This window comes from Actinobacillus equuli, assembly GCF_900636745.1.
GTDB lineage: Bacteria > Pseudomonadota > Gammaproteobacteria > Enterobacterales > Pasteurellaceae > Actinobacillus > Actinobacillus equuli.
In genome coordinates this window covers 1065511-1082810 of the sequence record NZ_LR134310.1, presented here as the reverse complement: position 1 = coordinate 1082810, position 17300 = coordinate 1065511, and the positions used below count along the sequence as shown (strand labels likewise).

Genomic DNA, 17300 nt, shown 5'->3' with positions numbered 1-17300 from the left:
TGGCGCAACCACACAATGCCTAACCTTACACGTTAGTGTGAGGAATTTGACAGAATTCAAAAAAACGAACTTATATAAAATTTTAAGAGATAAAAAATGACAACACAAAACTTCCTCGCCGAGATCGGCACTGAAGAGTTGCCACCGAAGGCACTCAAAAAATTAGCGACCGCATTTGCGGAGAATGTAGAAAACGAATTAAACCAAGCGGGTTTATCATTCGAGAAAGTGGAATGGTTTGCAGCACCACGTCGTTTAGCGGTGAAGGTGTTAGGTTTAGCGACCGCTCAACCAAGCAAAGAAATTGAGAAACGTGGTCCTGCGGTGTCGGCGGCGTTTGACGCAGACGGCAAGCCGACCAAAGCGGCGGAAGGCTGGGCGAGAGGCTGTGGTATTACCGTTGATCAGGCGGATCGTATTGCAACCGATAAAGGCGAATGGTTAGTTCACCGTGCGGTGATTGAAGGTCAGCCGACTAAAAATTTATTGGTGGACATTATTTCTCGTTCTTTAGCGAATTTACCGATTCCAAAAATGATGCGTTGGGGCGATAAAACCGAGCAATTCGTGCGCCCTGTGCATACGGTTACCTTATTCTTTGGTGGTGAGCTCATCGAAGGCGAAATTTTAGGCGTGAAAATCGCTAATGTAGTACGTGGACACCGTTTCTTAGGCGAGCGTGAATTTACCATTTCACATGCAGATGAATACCTTACTGCATTACGTGAAAAAGGTATGGTAGTTGCCGACTTCAACGAGCGTAAAGCGTTGATTCTTGCAAAATCGCAAGAAAAAGCGACCGCTTTAGGTGGTGTGGCAGACATCGAAGAAGACTTATTAGATGAAGTGACTTCATTGGTTGAGTTTCCGAACGTATTAACCGCAAAATTTGAAGAGCGTTTCCTTGCCGTGCCTGCGGAAGCCTTGGTTTACACCATGAAAGGCGACCAAAAATACTTCCCGATCTATGATAAAGAGGGCAAATTATTACCGCACTTTATCTTTGTGTCGAACATCAACCCGGAAGATCCAACAGCAATCATCGAAGGTAACGAAAAAGTGGTTCGTCCACGTTTAACCGATGCGGAATTCTTCTTCAAAACAGACTTAAAACAGCGTTTAGAAGATCGCTTACCACGCCTTGAAACCGTGTTGTTCCAACAACAGTTAGGTACGTTACGTGATAAAACCGCTCGTATCGAAGCATTAGCAGGCGAAATCGCAGCGCAAATCGGTGCAGATAAAACGAAAGCGGAACGTGCGGGCTTACTTTCTAAATGCGACTTGATGACCAATATGGTGTTTGAGTTTACCGACACGCAAGGCGTAATGGGTATGCACTATGCGCGCCACGATGGCGAAGATGAAGAAGTGGCAGTGGCGTTGAACGAGCAATATATGCCACGTTTCGCTGGCGATGAATTACCGAAATCGTTAGTTGCTTGCTCAGTAGCATTAGCGGACAAATTCGACACGCTCACGGGGATTTTCGGTATCGGTCAAGCGCCGAAAGGCAGTGCTGACCCATTCGCACTACGTCGTGCAGCATTAGGCTCGCTCCGTATTATCGTGGAGAAAAATTTACCGCTTGATTTAGAAGATTTAGTGCGTAAATCGGCTGCATTATTCGGTGATAAATTGACCAATGCAAATGTAGTTGAAGATGTAGTGGACTTTATGCTCGGTCGTTTCCGTGCGTGGTATCAAGATGAAGGTATTGCGGTGGACGTTATCCAAGCGGTATTGGCTCGCCGTCCAACTCGCCCAGCAGATTTTGACGCTCGTGTGCGTGCAGTGTCGCATTTCCGTACTTTAGATTCAGCGGAAGCGTTAGCGGCAGCGAATAAACGTGTAAGCAATATTTTAGCGAAAGTGGAAGGTGAAATTTCAACAGAAATTGATCGTTCATTATTAGTTGAAGCAGAAGAAAAAGCTCTGGCAGAACAAGTACTTGCGTTACAAGCAGAACTTGCACCGAAATTCGAAAATGGCGAATACCAAGTTGCGCTTGATCGTTTAGCGAGCTTACGTGAAACGGTAGATAATTTCTTTGAAAAAGTGATGGTAAATGCGGAAGACGAAGCACTTCGCCGTAATCGCCAAGCGATTTTGAATAATTTACGTAACTTGTTCTTACAAGTAGCGGATATTTCCGTTTTACAATAATGAGTTTAAATTAGACCGCTTGTTTAAGCGGTCTAATTTTAGACAGAATGGGTAAAGGCTAATCGCTAATCCGATCTCTATTAAATTTCTAGCAAACACAGCGATAATAAGGAAGCAATATGTCAGTAAAAACCGAAATTTTATTTAGTAATCATTGGAACGTACGTGTCAGTGATCCGGGTGAAGAGGGTAATGTAAATCATTTTTTTGAAACGGTGTTCATTACCTTAGAAGTGAAGATTGATGGTGACAACGTTTGTTATGAGTTTACGCGTAAAGTAGAAGAAGATGTCAAAATTCAGCGTAGCTTTACCGATGTAAACGAACTTTTTGAATTTTTGGGCGACTATTTAAGCCCGGTGGCGTTAGGTAATGTTGGTGTACGTATCGGTCAACTTAAACTAGCTTAATTGGAACAAGCGGTGATATTTGTAAAAAATTTTGCAAATTTGACCGCTTGTTTTTCTCCTCCATTCAGTCCTTTCTACGTTTTACCATTATGCTAAATTCACAAAACCCCCTTTATCTGCAAACTAAACCGTATTGGGATTACTTGCGTATTGAAAAGCAAGCCAGCCCGCATACTCTAAGCAATTATCAGCGCCAGTTATTAGCGGTTAGTGAAATGTTTAGTCAGGCGGGGATCAGTGCTTGGCAAGAGGTTAATTCAGCCGCTGTGCGTTGGATGCTTACTCAAAGCCATAAGCAAGGGCTGAGTGCTAAAAGTATCGGTTTGCGTTTGGTGGCGTTGCGTCAGTGGTTTAACTATTTAGTTCAACAAGAACAAATGACGGTGAATCCGGCATTAGGCATTAAATCGCCGAAAGTTGGCAAGCATCTACCGAAAAATATTGATGCGGAACAAGTTGGGCTATTATTCAATGTGGAAGCGAGCGAACCGCTTGAGTTACGTGATTTGGCGATGATGGAATTAATGTACAGTTCCGGATTACGTTTATCCGAATTACAAGGTTTGGATCTTGGTGATATGGATTTAGCTACACGTGAAGTGAAGGTGTTAGGTAAAGGCAATAAAGAACGCATTTTGCCGATCGGCACAAAAGCTTTACAAGCATTGCAAGCTTGGCTTGAGGTACGACATGATTTTAACCCGCAAGATAATGCGGTTTTTTTAAATAAACGGGGCGGAAGATTATCACACCGTTCGATTCAACTTGCGATGCAGAAATGGGGCAAAAAGCAAGGATTAGAAACGCATTTACATCCGCATAAATTACGTCATTCATTTGCCACTCATATGTTGGAAGCGAGCGGCGATTTACGTGCAGTACAAGAATTATTGGGACATAGCAGTTTATCAACTACTCAAATCTATACCAGTTTAGATTTCCAACATCTTGCACAAATTTATGATGCGGCTCACCCGAGAGCGAGACGCAAAAAAGAAGAGGAATAGTTAAGCGTTTGAACGTGTTTGGGTTTCGGCAGGCAATGTTTCCATTTTGCACAAGAAATACCAATACTGGCAAATAACCACGGCAACTAATGCCAGTTTGCCCCAAATATTCGGTAATACGAAAAATGAGAACAGGCAGAATGGTGCTGAAATCATTAAGATGGTAATCTTTTGTTTCATCGTCATCGCACGTTTTTCATCATAATCTTTTAAATATTTTTGATAGATTTTGGTGCGCATAAACCATTGTTGTAACTGAGGCGAGCTTTTACTAAAGCAGAAAAGTGCAAGTAACAAAAAAGGCGTAGTCGGTAGGCCAGGTAAAATAGCGCCTAAAATCCCCAGCCCGATACATAAAAAGCCGATAGCGATATAAAATAGTCTCATAGTTATTACATTTGATAATTAGTCTCAAACGCAAATACTAGACCTATTTTAGCGAATTTTCAACTAATTCCACTGAATATTTAATGGTTTTATTCCTATCTTTTTCGTTTCAAGACAATTTTTCAGCTGATTGATTTGTTCACAAATCTTATCTGTTACCGCTTGTGCTTCAGCTATTTTTTCTGCGGTTACCCCTTCGGGCGTTTTATCAAATAAGATGGCATCTAATAAGCGTTCTGCATGCATTCCATCATGACAATAATGTAACACGCCGGCATCATTAAATGCCGTAGCAACCGTACTAATTTGTGTGGTGGCAATACCTAAAGCGCCGTCTTCACCACCTAATTCTCGGAAAAGTTGGTGTTGCGGAAAGCCGCCGCAAGCCAGAAAGAATGCACGGCGAAACACGGTATTCCCTGCGCCGGTCATTCGCATATGTTGCCATGCGTATTCAAAGTTAGGATGAGATGTATAACGTTCATGTAATCCCATCGGTTTTAGCGCAAGGCGTACCACACTGATTTCCGGCCGGAAAGTGAAAATGCCTTCGGCAATTTGTAAGGCATGATCTTCGTAGGTATCATCTGCGTCTAAAAAAGCGATCAAGTCAGCTTCGCTTTGTAATGCGCCCCAATTTCTAGCTTTAGCAACACCGCCATTTTTCGGCATTGGTTCGACACGAATTTTATGCGGTACTTGCGCTTGTAGATGTTGAGCCAGTGCTAGCGTATTATCGGTTGAGGCATCGTCAATTAGCCATAACGTGCCTAATTCCGGTTGGTTTAACGCACTTTGTACCGCACGCACTAACGTCTGTTCGGCGTTATAGCAAGGAATAATCACATCTATCATATAAACTCAAATCCCTGTTCATCAAATTTTAAAACGGAAGCGTAATCCGCTTTCCAGTCACCGAGGACGATGCGGGTAAATTTCGCCTCAGAATGCACCGCTTGGCGGTGGGTGTGGCCATGAATCAGATAAGTTGCGTCAAAGCGTTTTACCATTTCGGCGGTAAATGCCGGATTCACATCCATAATATCAGCGGATTTAGATTGTTTATCTTGTTTGCTTTTGGCACGAATTTTCTGAGCGATACGGATGCGTAATGAGAGCGGTAAACGTAAAAATAACCACTGCAGCCATTTCTGATGGACTTTACGGCGGAATTGTTGGTATTTCACATCATCAATACACAGAGTGTCACCGTGGCAAATCAGCGTTTTGTGACCGTATAAATTGAGCAGGTAATAATCGGGCAGAATTTCAATACCGGTTTCTTGCGCGAAGCGTTTGCCTAATAAGAAATCACGGTTTCCGCAAATAAAATAACATTTTACACCGCTTGTAGTGAGGGTTTTTAGGGCATTTTTCACTTGGTCGATAAGCTCGGATTGTTCATCATCACCAATCCAAAAATCAAAGAAATCACCTAAGATATACATACTTTCCGCAAGCGGTGCTTTTTGTCGCATAAATTGCAAAAAGTGTTCGGTGATCTGAGGTTGTGCCTCGTTGAGGTGTAGGTCTGCAATAAAATAAATCATTTTGCTCGCAATAAAAAAACGGTTCAATTTGCAAAATTTTAGCAAAATTGAACCGCTTGGAATAGGTTATTCGCTACGGAAGATGCCACGAATAAATTGAATGGAGAGGAAGAAGAGCAGTGCTAATACGCCGTATAGAATATAACTGAAAATCGGCATTGAGCTGCTTTCGCCTTCGGCTAACGGTTTGATTGACACAATGTTTCTAAATTCGTTTAAGAAATTGATTCGCCAGCCGTAATATTTAATTTGCACCAGTTGTTTTTCATTCGCATACGCTTGGGCTTTGGCTTGAATATCGGCAGAACCGAATTTGAAATAAGGTGGTAAACCCCAACCGGTATCTTCGTTACGATATACCATCACTTTTTTCGTTTCTGGATTTTCAGTAAAGAGGAAGTAAACATCACGAACTTCGCCATCAGCAGGGTTTGCTTTACTGATGATACCGTCTTTATCCATACGGCGAACTTCCATTCCTGTTACAGTGGTTGTTTCATAGCTTGGCATCGCATAATTGACCGCACCGCCCAACACAATAAAAAATGAGAGTGAGACGAGAATCAGAAAATATTTTAAAATCGCTTTCATTCGAGTTCCTTTATTTAACCTTTAACTTTAATAGATTAGAGTTTAATCTTGAATAAGTTTTGCACATTTTCGGTAGTAATGCGAGCTAATTCTTCCGTTGAAACGCCTTTTAGTGCGGCAAGATACTCACAAGTTTCACGCACGTAAGCTGGTTGATTCGGCTTACCACGGTATGGGATTGGTGCGAGATAAGGCGAATCGGTTTCTACTAATAAACGATCGAGCGGCACTTTACGTACCACATCGCGTAATTCTTCCGCATTACGGAAGGTAATAATGCCTGAAATCGAGATATAGAAACCGATATCTAATGCACGTTTTGCCATATCCCAATCTTCGGTAAAGCAGTGCAGCACGCCGCCGCAATTCTCCGCTTTGCCTGCAATCAGCATATCCATTGTGTCTTGACGCGCTGAACGAGTATGGATAACAAGCGGTTTATTCACTTTATTAGCAATTTCAATTTGTTGCGAAAACAGCGATTGTTGTAATGCTTTGGTTTCCGGCGTGTAGTAGTAATCCAAACCGGTTTCACCAATCGCAACCACTTTTTCATCTTGTGCAAAGGCAAGTAATTTGTCGTAATCAAATGGCTCTTCTTCGACATTCAGCGGGTGAACGCCACAAGAAAGCGAGACATCATTACGATGCACAGTTAAGGCTTTCATCGCTTCAAAACGTCCGAGTGTAGTACAAATCGAAATAAAATGATGTACGCCACGCGCTTTAGCATTTTCGATGACTTCGTCCACATTTTTATGGCGAGTTTCATAATCTAAAGCATCTAAATGACAATGTGAGTCGATAATAAATAAGTCTTTCAATGTTTTTTCCTTTTTATAAAGCAATTACTCGAACACCTCTAACACGAGTCGTGTCAGGCAGTTAAGTAACATCAATTCCAAATTAACCGCATTTACTTGTTGTAAGTCTTGGCAGGTTTGCTGCAGAATTTGGTGACCTTTTAGCAGCGCTTGGGCGGAGAGTTGTTGGCTAAATGGCAGAATACCGGCTTGTAAATCCGGATTTGTCCAACCGACGGCGATATCCATTTTGGCTTTTAACGCATCGGCAAAAAAGCTATCCAACCATTCTAATTGCTGCAATACCAGTTCCTTTTCTTTATCGAATGCGGTAAAGAGTAGCAATACATCTCGGCTTTTAAAGAAGCGCCAAAAGGTTTGCAAAAAGGTTTTACGGGCTTGCAAGCGGTCATTTTCTAAAAAAGTTTTGCAAATCAGCGGGCGTTGATGACATAAACGCATTGCAATTTCACAGGAAGCAAAATCAACACTGCTACAGTTTGCTTGCAACCAATCTAACGCAATATCTGTTTCCGGCGGATGAATTAGCCACGTTTGGCAGCGGCTTTGAATCGTTGGGAGCATCGCACCTTGCAACGGTGCTTCAAGCAGAAAATATACGCTGTTATGCGGTTCTTCGAGCGTTTTTAGTAACGCATTGCTACTTGCTTCGGTTAAGCGTTCCGCCCCTCTAATATATACCACCGCATTGCCGCCTTGTTGCGAGAAGTTTTGCAATTTGGCGTTGGTTTCACGTACTTGATCGATACCGATATCTTTACCGTCAATCGGTTCTAAAAGATGAAAATCAGGGTGGTTTCCGGCAGCGGTCAATAAACAACTTTTACATTGTTGACAGGCTTGTTCGTCGTGCGGATTTTGGCAAAGTAGCCAATGTGCAAAATGGCGAATAAGTGTTTCTGTGCCTAAACCCGAATCGGTTTTAAATAACAGGGCGTGATGACCACGCCCATGCAAAAAGGATTCTGTCAGTTGTTGATAAGTGTGTTGAAGCCAAGGATATAGCATATTTATTTTGCAATTTTTAAGAAGTTTTCGACCGCTTGTTGAATATCTGCGGCAACTTGTTCGATAGATTGTTCCGCATTGATGATCACTGCTTTCTCGTTATTTTGCGTCAGTTCCAAATAACGTTGACGTGTGCGATAAAAGAAATCGAGACTTTGCTGTTCAATGCGATCCAATTCGCCTCGACCACGTGCGCGAGCTAAACCGACCGCAGGATCGATATCAAGATAAATGGTCAGATCCGGCTCAAATTTGCCTAGTACGGTTTCTTTTAAGGTTTCGAGTAAGAGACGATCAATTTGACGTCCACCACCTTGATAAGCCTGAGAAGACATATCGTGACGATCGCCCAACACCCATTTGCCCTCTGCCAATGCCGGTTTAATCACGTTGTCAACTAATTGAATACGTGCCGCATATAACATCAGTAATTCGGCTTTATCGCTAACCGCTTCTTCGGTTTCATGTTTGATTAAATGACGTAATTTTTCTGCGAGCGGTGTGCCGCCGGGTTCTCGGGTTTGTACCACGGTTTTGCCTGCTTTTTCCAGCTGAGCCAAAATCACTTGGTGTGCGGTTGTTTTACCTGCACCTTCTAAACCTTCCAGAACAATAAATTTTCCACGCATCTTATTTTTTCTCAAGTCTCTTGTTTCGTTCAATCTTGATCCATTCACGAACCGCTTGATTGTGTTCGTTTAAGGTTTTACTAAATTTGTGTCCGCCGCTGCCGTCTGCTACAAAATAGAGATACGGCGTATTATCTGGTTGTGAAACTGCTTTTAATGCCGCTTCGCTTGGCATTGCAATCGGGGTTGGCGGTAAGCCGTCAATCACATAAGTATTATAAGGCGTTGCTTCCTCTAAATCTTTGCGACGAATATTACCGTTGTAACGGTCACCCATGCCGTAAATTACGGTTGGGTCGGTTTGCAATTTCATTTTTAATCTGAGGCGATTAATAAACACAGAAGCCACTTGTGGGCGCTCACTCGCAACAGCAGTTTCTTTTTCCACGATAGAAGCCAAAATCAGCATTTCATACGGGCTTGCAAGCGGTAGATTTTCCGCACGATTTTGCCAAGCGTTATCCAATGCTTTTTGTTGCTTTTGATAAGCTCGTTTAAGTAATTCCAAATCGTTTGAGTTCGGAACATAACTATAGGTATCCGGGGCAATCCAGCCTTCGAGTTTCTCATGGGCAATACCAAGCAGTTGAGCGATTTCCGCTTCGGATTTTCCGTTTAACGTATGTTGCATATAACTTGCTTGCGCCAATTGTTCACGCCAAACCTTAAAGGTTTTTCCTTCGATAAACTGTACGTTAAGTTGTACTTCTTTGCCGGAACTGAAATGTTTCAGCAAATCTTCAACCGTATTCAGTCCGTTCAGTGAGTAAGTTCCCGCTTTGAATTTGCTGAGTTCCGGTTTAAAGCGCATAAGGTAGGGGAGCAGGTTAACATCATCATGATTAACGATACCTTGTTCTTCCAGTAATTGCGCCAGTTTTTGGCTGGATGTGCCTTTTTCTAACAGAAAGAATTGATCTGCTTTAGCGGTGATTGGATGTTTTGCTAAATCAGAGAGTTTTTGATAGCCGTAGAATGCACCGCCTAAAGCGATAATGCCGATTAAGCCGAGTGAAATAAGAAATTTTTTGATCATTAAATAAATTCGCTATAAATGATGTGTTGAATAATTGCAGTAAAAATGTTATGAATTTTACACTATAAACACAAAACAAGCGGTGATTTTTTTAATAAAATTTGTAAGGAAGTAAAAGTGGTGGGTCGTGAAGGATTCGAACCTTCGACCAACGGATTAAAAGTCCGCTGCTCTACCGACTGAGCTAACGACCCATTTCAGATTGGACTGATTTGGTAAGTTCTAAAGTGGTGGGTCGTGAAGGATTCGAACCTTCGACCAACGGATTAAAAGTCCGCTGCTCTACCGACTGAGCTAACGACCCTTTAGAAGGTATCGCAAGTTAAATGGTGGGTCGTGAAGGATTCGAACCTTCGACCAACGGATTAAAAGTCCGCTGCTCTACCGACTGAGCTAACGACCCTTAACGTTGCGTAACAGGCGCATATAATACGGATTTAAAAAAAATGGTCAAGTGCTTTTTGGCAAATTTATCTTGTTTGAATGGTTTGTAAACGATTTTGATTATTTTTGAACAATCTATTTGAATGGCACGGAAAAATTGCAGTCATTTAGGCAAAAAATAAGGCGGTCATTTGACCGCCTCATTCGAAATTATGCGTTAGCTTTTGTCACGTAGTCAATCGCTGATTGAACTGTTGTGATTTTTTCAGCTTCTTCATCTGGAATTTCGATATCGAATTCTTCTTCTAAAGCCATCACTAACTCAACAGTGTCTAAAGAGTCTGCACCTAAATCTTCAATGAATGAAGCTTCTGGTTTAACGTCTTCAGCTTTAACACCTAATTGATCAACGATGATTTTTTTTACGCGTTCTTCAATGCTCATTTTGTTTTTCCTATGTGAAATTCGCTTAAGTGCGAGAGTTAAATAGTGTAAAGAAAAAAACGCTAAATTCAACGCTTTTCAAAAAAGGTCAAACCAGCCTAAATTTTCTCACACAAGAACTAAAATTGTTTATCCGTAGTAATCGGACAAAAAAGCGATCGATATTCTAACATTATGAATAGGCTTTATCCATAGCGTATTACGGTTTGTAAGTGATTTTCTCACTATTAAGCGGTTCGTTTTCAGCAATTTTTTGCAAAATAGAACCGTTTATCGCCTTAAATTTGTGCTAATTCGGCGCGCATTTGATCGATAACCGCTTTATAGTCGGGTTGGTCAAAAATAGCGGATCCGGCAACGAAAGTGTCGGCTCCCGCTTTAGCGATTTCTGCGATATTCTCGATTTTTACGCCACCATCAATTTCTAAACGGATAGGGTAGCCGCTTTTATCGATTCGACGACGAGCTTCTTGCAGTTTTTCTAAGGTTGCCGGGATAAATTTTTGTCCGCCGAAACCAGGGTTCACACCCATCAGCAAAATCATATCCACTTTATCCATCACATAATCTAAATAGCTTAGCGGTGTTGCTGGATTGAACACTAAACCCGATTTACAGCCAAGATCACGGATCATTTGCAAAGTGCGATCGATATGATCGGTCGATTCCGGATGGAAGGTAATATAGTTTGCGCCCGCTTTGGCAAAATCCGGAATTAAACGTTCGACCGGTTTTACCATTAAATGAACGTCAATTTCTGCAGTGATGCCGTAATCACGTAATGCTTTACAGATTGCCGGACCAAAAGTCAGATTCGGCACAAAATGGTTATCCATTACATCAAAATGAATAATGTCACCACCGGCTTTTAGTACTTCCGCAACATCATCGCCTAAACGAGCGAGATCGGCGGAGAGAATGGACGGGGCGATTAAAAACGGTTGTTGAGCCATGTTTTATCCTTATAAATAATAGTCAATCGATTTTAAAACATAGCCTACCATAAAATGTGAAAAGAAAAGGCGATCTAAGTCGCACTTTTAGCATTTAGCACAAAAAATAGTCAAATGAATAATATCCATAAAAAAATTATAGAAATAAAAATAGTTCTCAGGTAGGATATATCCACTTTTTATTTATGGAAATAAATAAACTCCTGGAGGATTTTAATTATGAAAAAAGGGATTCACCCTGAAAATTATCGTGAAGTATTGTTTTATGACAGCTCGGTACAAATGGGCTGGGTTATTCGTTCTTGTGCTGCAACTAGTAAAACGATGGTTTGGGAAGACGGTAAAGAATATCCGTTTTATCCATTAGATACATCATCTGCATCACATCCTGTTTATACAGGTAAACGTCGTGAAGTGAATACGGAAGGTCGAGCAAGTAAATTTAACGAACGCTTTAAAGGTATGGCTGGTTTAACGGCTAAAAAAGAAGGATAAGATATGAAAATTTTAAACTCATTGAAAACGGCAAAGACACGTCACCCGGATTGCCAGATTGTGCGTCGTAAAGGCAAACTTTACGTGATTTGCAAAAGCAACCCTCGTTTTAAAGCTCGCCAACGCTAATTTTTTTACATGACATAACGTAAAAAAGCATATTCAGCGAATTGAATATGCTTTTTTTTATACTTTTGCAAAAAAATCGTCTTTTTTAACCGCTTGTTATTCGGTCGGTGCAATTTCTTCGGTTGGAAGGGCTTGTTGATCTTCCGCTACATCCGCTTTAGTATTTTCCGTTTTACTCTTATTGAGTGAAATCGCATCTAATACGGTCGGTTTGCTTGCCTCAACAATATTTCCAGCACTGGTGCAATAATGTTGTCCTCGGTCACGCCACATCGGAATTTGGCGATTCGGATCACAATTAATCGTACCGTAGCCGTTAATACCTACCCATTGCAAATTCTTCGATTTCGGTAATTTAAACGCCGTAGGCAATGCACGTTCTAAGTATTGTCTATAGACGAATAACGCACCGCTAGAACCAGTCAAGTTGGTATCGGTGTTGTTATCTTTACCCAACCACACGGTAGTTACGTTTTCGCCGTCCACCCCAACAAACCAAGTATCGCGCGCATTATTGGTTGTCCCGGTTTTGCCGGCTAAATGCAAATGCGCAAATTCATTTTGCAAGCTACGGGCAGTACCACGTTCCACGACTTGCTGCATCGCATATAAGGTTTGGATTGCGGCTTCCGGCGCTAATACTTGTTGGCTCACTTCTTCAACGTTACGTTGATAAAGCGGACTACCATCGTGAGACGTAATCGATTCAATCGTGGTTAACGGTGTTTTTAAACCGTTATTTGCCAGGACTTGATAAGACTTTGTCACATCGTACGGTGAAATAGAGTACGAGCCTAACAACATAGAAGGGTAAGCCGGAATATCCGCTTTGTCCCAACCCATTTCTTTTTGCTTCGCAATCACTTTCTTTAAACCGACTTTCATACCGATATTCACGGTCGGAATATTTAATGAACGCACTAACGCATCCATTAACATCACCGAGCCGCTGAATTTTTTATCGTAGTTTTTCGGTGTCCATGGCGGAGAACCCTTGGTATAAATCGTAATCGGTTTATTCTGAATCGGTGTATTTAATCGGAAATTATTCGGATCCGAAAGTGCAATCGCATAAATTGAAGGCTTCACCAATGAACCGATCTGACGTTTAGTCTGAATTGCTCGGTTAAAGCCGGCAAATTGAGTTAAACGGTCACCAACAATCGCACGAACCTTACCGGTTTTATATTCGGCAACCACAATCGCAGATTGTAAATCTTTGATTTTACTATTCGAAGCTTCCAGTGATTCTAAGCCGTTAATTACCGCCTGTTCGGCAGAACGCTGTTGTTTGCGATCTAAGGTTGTGAAAATTCTAGCACCGGACAGTTGTGCATATTTACTTTCACCTAACTCTGTTTTCAGATCGAGATTGAGTGCTTGCATAAACGCAGGTTGCTGACGATAAATGCTGCCTTTTTCTTTTACTCCGAGCGGTTGTTTCACTAATAATTCATATTCCGCTTGGGTAATAGCTTGATTTTCAAGTAATAATTTTAATACGACATTGCGGCGCTCAAGAGCCGCTTCCGGATGACGCCACGGATTATAGAGGGAAGGTCCTTTTACCATACCAACTAATAACGCCATTTGTGACGGGGTAATTTCTTGGATTGGGCGACCGAAATAGAATTGGCTCGCCAAAGCAAATCCATGTACCTGATAACTGCCATTTTGACCTAAATAAATTTCATTCAGATAGGTTTCTAAGATACGGTTCTTTTCGTAGCGGAAATCCAAAATCAGCGACATCAGCGCTTCATTCACTTTACGTACAATCGTCTTTTCACTGGTTAAGAACAAGTTTTTGACTAATTGTTGGGTAAGTGTACTTGCGCCTTGTACTGTTCTCCCAGCTTGATAGTTTGCCAGTAACGCACGGGCGATACCCATCGGGCTGATACCGTCATGCTGATAGAAACGTTTATCTTCGGTCAGAATTAACGCCTGAATTAAGAAGTAAGGGTATTGTTGTAAACGTAACGCTTGGCGTTCTTCGTCATTATCCGAATGCAGCATAGCGATTAATTTCGGGTCGAGTCGAAACTCATTGATTAATCGGCGTTGCACTAAATCTTCGATGTGCGATAGCTTGTCGTTTTCAAAACGTAAACGTAATACACGCTGTGCTTCCGGTGTTTCAGGAAACGGGAAAGCACGGCGTAACAATACGAGTGTATTGTTTTCAATTTTAAAATCGCCTGGCGTGGCAATTTGAGAAACTTGGCGGTAGCCGTTATCGAGCAACGCTTGTTTGGTTGCTTCAAGCGATAACTTATCTTCAACACTGATGCTTTCAATGCGGCTATAAACTTCTGCCGGCAATTGCCATACTTGACCGTCCATTTTGGCTCGAATACGCCCGTCGAGATAAATCCCGTAAAATGCGGCAAAGCAAGCACCGACAAGACCTAGTTTAAGACAGGTCGGAATAAAGAACGGTTTTTTCTTTAGCTGTTTATCTTCTTGTTTTGGCGTTTGAGGTTCGGTTTGGGTATTTGACATAGAAAATTATTTGCAAAAAAGTCAGCGAATTAGACCGCTTGTTAGAGCCTCCCTGTTAGCAGGGAGGCAATAGTAGGTGTAATTACGGATTACGTTTAAATTTACTGAAGTCAGGTTCACGTTTTTCGTTGAAAGCGTTACGACCTTCTTGACCTTCTTCCGTCATATAGAACAACATCGTCGCGTTACCTGCTAATTCTTGAAGACCGGCTTGACCGTCACAGTCCGCATTTAATGCCGCTTTTAAGCAACGTAATGCGATTGGACTGTTTTGTAACATTTCACGACACCAACGTACGGTTTCTTTTTCAAGATCCGCATAAGGTACAACTGTGTTTACTAAGCCCATATTTAATGCTTCTTGTGCATCGTACATACGGCATAAGAACCAGATTTCACGTGCTTTCTTCTGACCTACGATACGAGCCATATAGCTTGCGCCCCAGCCACCGTCAAATGAACCCACTTTCGGGCCGGTTTGACCGAATTTTGCGTTATCGGCTGCGATCGTTAAGTCACACATCATATGTAATACGTGACCGCCACCTACCGCATAACCTGCTACCATTGCAACAACCGGTTTCGGACAAGTACGAATATCACGTTGGAACTCCAACACGTTTAAGTGATGTACACCACTATCATCTTTATAACCGCCGTAGTCACCACGAATTTTTTGGTCACCGCCGGCACAGAATGCATATTCACCTTCACCGGTTAGCACAATCACACCGATTTTTTCGTCAAAGCGAGCATCGGCGAAAGCGTGGATCATTTCTTTAACCGTTTGTGGACGGAATGCGTTACGTACTTCAGGACGATTGATGGTAATTTTTGCAATACCATCAGTTGATTTGTGGTAACGAATGTCAGTGTAACCTTCGCTGTGATCTACCCATGTAACTGGTGCATAAAGAAATTCTTCGCTTGGATATAACATTGGAGTTCCTTTTTAATGTGTATAAAAAATTCGGGCAATTATAGCCGAATTGAGAGGGATTAACGAGAAAATAAGCGGTCAAATTTTGTAAAAAATTTACAAAAATCCACCGCTTATGTTTAGAGACGATTAGGCTTTTGTGACACGAACGACGCCGTTTACTTTGGTTAGCTTCTGAATCACTACATAAAGATGAGCGTTATCCGTTACGGAAATACGCATTTTCACTTGGTAATTACCCGTGCCGTTCGGACGGCTTTCTACTGTGCCGATATTGCTGTTCATTGAAGCGATCGCATTGGTTAGACTTGCCAATACGCCCGGCTGGTCTTTGATTTCCAATTCGATATCAATATCCAAATGTTCCGGCTTCACTGCTTCATCCGCAATCTGATCAATATTATCTAAATGTTTCAGTGCGGCACGAATTTTAGAACGGGCTTTGGCACTGACCACAAACGTCAGCCAAGACGGGCTTGGACGTTTACCTTGTTCGGTCAGAATTTCAACCGTTTGCCCCGATTGCAGCGGTTGTGAAATCGGATACGGATTGCGATCTACGATTGCGCCGACACAACGATCACCAATATCCGAGTGAACCGCATAAGCAAAGTCGATAGCGGTTGCTTTTGCCGGCAATTCTACAATACGACCTTTAGGCGTAAACACATAAATATCATCAGAGAAAAGGTCGGATTTAACGTTCTCAATAAATTCATCCGAGTTACCGGCGCTTTGTTGCAGCTCGATAATACTGCGCAGCCATTGTTGCGCTTTTTGTTGTACGCTGGTTGCAGTGGTTTGATCTTCGGTATAACGCCAATGAGCCGCCACGCCGAGTTCCGCCATTAAATCCATATCTTCGGTACGAATTTGTACTTCAATCGGCACGCCTTTATGCCCAATCATTGAGGTATGTAATGACTGATAACCGTTGCTTTTCGGCACGGCAATATAGTCACGAATTTTATAAGGGCGAGGCTTGTACAGCGAGTGCATTTGCCCCAACACACGGTAGCAATTATCTAGGTTTTCCACCACCACTCTAAACGCATAAATATCTAAAATGGAATGGAAATGTTGGTCGCGTTGACGCATTTTTTCATAAAGCGAGTAGAGATGTTTTTCTCTACCATAAACACGGCCTTTGATACCGGCTTCGTCTAAACGTGATTGAATTTCGTGAGAAATGGTCGAAATAAGGTCTTGGCGAGTACCGCGCGCCATATCAATCGCCATACGTAAGACACGATAACGATGAGGGTGCATCGCTTGGAAGCAGAGATCTTCCAATTCGTTTTTGAGATGCTCAATGCCTAAACGATGTGCTAACGGACTGTAAATCTCAAGCGTTTCTTTCGCAATACGGCGGCGTTTGTCCGGACGTAACGCACCCAGTGTACGCATATTATGGGTACGGTCAGCCAGTTTGATTAACACCACTCGAATGTCTTTGGTCATCGCCAAAATCATTTTGCGGAAATTTTCAACCTGTGCTTCTTGGCGAGTACGGAATTTTAATTTATCCAGCTTGGAAACGCCTTGCACAATTTCCGCAACACTCGCACCAAATTCGGCTGCAAGCTGTTCTTCCGTGTAAGGTGTATCTTCAATCACATCGTGTAACAGTGCCGCCATTACCGCTTCGTGGTCGAGTTTCATTTCCGCAATAATGGATGCCACTGCTACAGGGTGAGTAATGTAAGGCTCTCCGCTTGAGCGAGTTTGCCCCTCGTGCGCATCACGCGCAATCACAAAGGCACGCTTTACCAGCTCGATTTTATCAGCAGGTAAATAGCCCTGAATAATGCTATCTAACGGTTGAAAAAGATACACGGTACA

The 17300-nt window shown here is 42.2% G+C and carries 18 protein-coding genes and 3 tRNA genes; 5 read left to right on the top strand and 16 right to left on the bottom strand.

Annotated elements, in window-relative coordinates; all coding sequences use genetic code 11:
* Positions 1-96 precede the first annotated feature (96 nt).
* The 3 genes from glyS (at position 97) to xerC (ending at position 3583) form a co-directional block, all read left to right on the top strand.
* Positions 97-2166: a glycine--tRNA ligase subunit beta gene (gene glyS, locus EL121_RS04990; RefSeq protein WP_039198175.1), complete on the top strand. Its 2070-nt coding sequence runs from the start codon at positions 97-99 to the stop codon at positions 2164-2166.
* Between the two features lie 119 nt (positions 2167-2285).
* On the top strand, positions 2286-2576 hold the full coding sequence (locus EL121_RS04985; RefSeq protein ID WP_039198174.1) for a DUF5377 family protein: 291 nt from the start codon (positions 2286-2288) through the stop codon (positions 2574-2576).
* A gap of 89 nt (positions 2577-2665) precedes the next feature.
* Entirely contained in the window at positions 2666-3583 is a 918-nt protein-coding gene (gene xerC, locus EL121_RS04980; protein WP_039198172.1) for a tyrosine recombinase XerC, read from the top strand.
* Here xerC and EL121_RS04975 read toward each other — a convergent pair whose 3' ends face one another.
* From EL121_RS04975 to rpe, 13 genes are all read right to left on the bottom strand, one after another.
* Positions 3584-3970: a YbaN family protein gene (locus tag EL121_RS04975; RefSeq protein ID WP_039198170.1), complete on the bottom strand. Its 387-nt coding sequence runs from the start codon at positions 3968-3970 to the stop codon at positions 3584-3586.
* Between the two features lie 63 nt (positions 3971-4033).
* Positions 4034-4825 (bottom strand): glycosyltransferase family 2 protein, encoded by a 792-nt coding sequence (locus EL121_RS04970; protein WP_039198168.1) that lies wholly within the window; start codon positions 4823-4825, stop codon positions 4034-4036.
* Entirely contained in the window at positions 4822-5520 is a 699-nt protein-coding gene (lpxH, locus tag EL121_RS04965; RefSeq protein ID WP_039199068.1) for a UDP-2,3-diacylglucosamine diphosphatase, read from the bottom strand. Before lpxH ends, EL121_RS04970 begins: the two co-directional genes overlap by 4 nt.
* A 66-nt stretch (positions 5521-5586) precedes the next feature.
* A complete protein-coding gene (locus EL121_RS04960) occupies positions 5587-6111 on the bottom strand; it encodes a DUF1523 family protein (RefSeq protein ID WP_014992336.1) in 525 nt (174 codons plus the stop codon).
* 35 nt (positions 6112-6146) lie between these two features.
* Positions 6147-6935 (bottom strand): TatD family hydrolase, encoded by a 789-nt coding sequence (locus EL121_RS04955; RefSeq protein WP_039198166.1) that lies wholly within the window; start codon positions 6933-6935, stop codon positions 6147-6149.
* A 24-nt stretch (positions 6936-6959) separates the two neighbouring features.
* Positions 6960-7943: a DNA polymerase III subunit delta' gene (locus tag EL121_RS04950; protein ID WP_039198163.1), complete on the bottom strand. Its 984-nt coding sequence runs from the start codon at positions 7941-7943 to the stop codon at positions 6960-6962.
* A gap of 2 nt (positions 7944-7945) precedes the next feature.
* A complete protein-coding gene (gene tmk / locus EL121_RS04945; protein WP_039198162.1) occupies positions 7946-8572 on the bottom strand; it encodes a dTMP kinase in 627 nt (208 codons plus the stop codon).
* Between the two features lies 1 nt (position 8573).
* Complete coding sequence (gene mltG, locus EL121_RS04940; RefSeq protein ID WP_039198160.1) at positions 8574-9608, bottom strand: endolytic transglycosylase MltG; 1035 nt, start codon at positions 9606-9608, stop codon at positions 8574-8576.
* Positions 9609-9726: 118 nt separating this feature from the next.
* A tRNA-Lys gene (locus EL121_RS04935) sits at positions 9727-9802 on the bottom strand.
* A 34-nt stretch (positions 9803-9836) separates the two neighbouring features.
* Positions 9837-9912, bottom strand: a tRNA-Lys gene (locus tag EL121_RS04930).
* A gap of 23 nt (positions 9913-9935) precedes the next feature.
* Positions 9936-10011, bottom strand: a tRNA-Lys gene (locus EL121_RS04925).
* A 191-nt stretch (positions 10012-10202) separates the two neighbouring features.
* Positions 10203-10436: an acyl carrier protein gene (acpP, locus tag EL121_RS04920; protein ID WP_005599419.1), complete on the bottom strand. Its 234-nt coding sequence runs from the start codon at positions 10434-10436 to the stop codon at positions 10203-10205.
* A 278-nt stretch (positions 10437-10714) separates the two neighbouring features.
* Positions 10715-11389, bottom strand: coding sequence for a ribulose-phosphate 3-epimerase (gene rpe / locus EL121_RS04915; protein ID WP_039198158.1), 675 nt, complete (start codon positions 11387-11389; stop codon positions 10715-10717).
* A gap of 219 nt (positions 11390-11608) precedes the next feature.
* Here rpe and EL121_RS04910 point away from each other — a divergent pair, with 219 nt between their 5' ends.
* Positions 11609-11884, top strand: coding sequence for a type B 50S ribosomal protein L31 (locus EL121_RS04910; protein WP_039198156.1), 276 nt, complete (start codon positions 11609-11611; stop codon positions 11882-11884).
* Between the two features lie 3 nt (positions 11885-11887).
* Complete coding sequence (gene ykgO, locus EL121_RS04905) at positions 11888-12013, top strand: type B 50S ribosomal protein L36 (RefSeq protein WP_005599425.1); 126 nt, start codon at positions 11888-11890, stop codon at positions 12011-12013.
* Positions 12014-12109: 96 nt separating this feature from the next.
* Here ykgO and mrcB read toward each other — a convergent pair whose 3' ends face one another.
* The 3 genes from mrcB to EL121_RS04890 all read right to left on the bottom strand — a co-directional run bounded on the left by mrcB (position 12110) and on the right by EL121_RS04890 (position 17294).
* Positions 12110-14518, bottom strand: a complete 2409-nt coding sequence (gene mrcB, locus EL121_RS04900) for a penicillin-binding protein 1B (protein ID WP_039198154.1) — start codon at positions 14516-14518, stop codon at positions 12110-12112.
* Between the two features lie 82 nt (positions 14519-14600).
* Positions 14601-15458 carry a 1,4-dihydroxy-2-naphthoyl-CoA synthase gene (gene menB / locus EL121_RS04895; protein WP_005625049.1) on the bottom strand — a complete coding sequence of 286 codons (858 nt, stop codon included), beginning with the start codon at positions 15456-15458 and terminating at the stop codon, positions 14601-14603.
* 129 nt (positions 15459-15587) lie between these two features.
* Positions 15588-17294, bottom strand: coding sequence for a RelA/SpoT family protein (locus EL121_RS04890; protein WP_039198152.1), 1707 nt, complete (start codon positions 17292-17294; stop codon positions 15588-15590).
* Between the last annotated feature and the right edge of the window lie 6 nt (positions 17295-17300).

What these genes read in the sequence shown, in the direction of transcription:
- glyS (WP_039198175.1), top strand. Translation starts at nt 97, where the DNA reads ATGACAACACAAAACTTCCTCGCCGAGATCGGCACTGAAGAGTTGCCA.
- rpe (WP_039198158.1), bottom strand. Translation starts at nt 11,389, where the DNA reads ATGGCTCAACAACCGTTTTTAATCGCCCCGTCCATTCTCTCCGCCGAT.
- mrcB (WP_039198154.1), bottom strand. Translation starts at nt 14,518, where the DNA reads ATGTCAAATACCCAAACCGAACCTCAAACGCCAAAACAAGAAGATAAA.
- EL121_RS04960 (WP_014992336.1), bottom strand. Translation starts at nt 6,111, where the DNA reads ATGAAAGCGATTTTAAAATATTTTCTGATTCTCGTCTCACTCTCATTT.
- EL121_RS04985 (WP_039198174.1), top strand. Translation starts at nt 2,286, where the DNA reads ATGTCAGTAAAAACCGAAATTTTATTTAGTAATCATTGGAACGTACGT.
- menB (WP_005625049.1), bottom strand. Translation starts at nt 15,458, where the DNA reads ATGTTATATCCAAGCGAAGAATTTCTTTATGCACCAGTTACATGGGTA.
- EL121_RS04975 (WP_039198170.1), bottom strand. Translation starts at nt 3,970, where the DNA reads ATGAGACTATTTTATATCGCTATCGGCTTTTTATGTATCGGGCTGGGG.
- mltG (WP_039198160.1), bottom strand. Translation starts at nt 9,608, where the DNA reads ATGATCAAAAAATTTCTTATTTCACTCGGCTTAATCGGCATTATCGCT.
- ykgO (WP_005599425.1), top strand. Translation starts at nt 11,888, where the DNA reads ATGAAAATTTTAAACTCATTGAAAACGGCAAAGACACGTCACCCGGAT.
- EL121_RS04970 (WP_039198168.1), bottom strand. Translation starts at nt 4,825, where the DNA reads ATGATAGATGTGATTATTCCTTGCTATAACGCCGAACAGACGTTAGTG.
- tmk (WP_039198162.1), bottom strand. Translation starts at nt 8,572, where the DNA reads ATGCGTGGAAAATTTATTGTTCTGGAAGGTTTAGAAGGTGCAGGTAAA.
- acpP (WP_005599419.1), bottom strand. Translation starts at nt 10,436, where the DNA reads ATGAGCATTGAAGAACGCGTAAAAAAAATCATCGTTGATCAATTAGGT.
- lpxH (WP_039199068.1), bottom strand. Translation starts at nt 5,520, where the DNA reads ATGATTTATTTTATTGCAGACCTACACCTCAACGAGGCACAACCTCAG.
- EL121_RS04910 (WP_039198156.1), top strand. Translation starts at nt 11,609, where the DNA reads ATGAAAAAAGGGATTCACCCTGAAAATTATCGTGAAGTATTGTTTTAT.
- xerC (WP_039198172.1), top strand. Translation starts at nt 2,666, where the DNA reads ATGCTAAATTCACAAAACCCCCTTTATCTGCAAACTAAACCGTATTGG.
- EL121_RS04950 (WP_039198163.1), bottom strand. Translation starts at nt 7,943, where the DNA reads ATGCTATATCCTTGGCTTCAACACACTTATCAACAACTGACAGAATCC.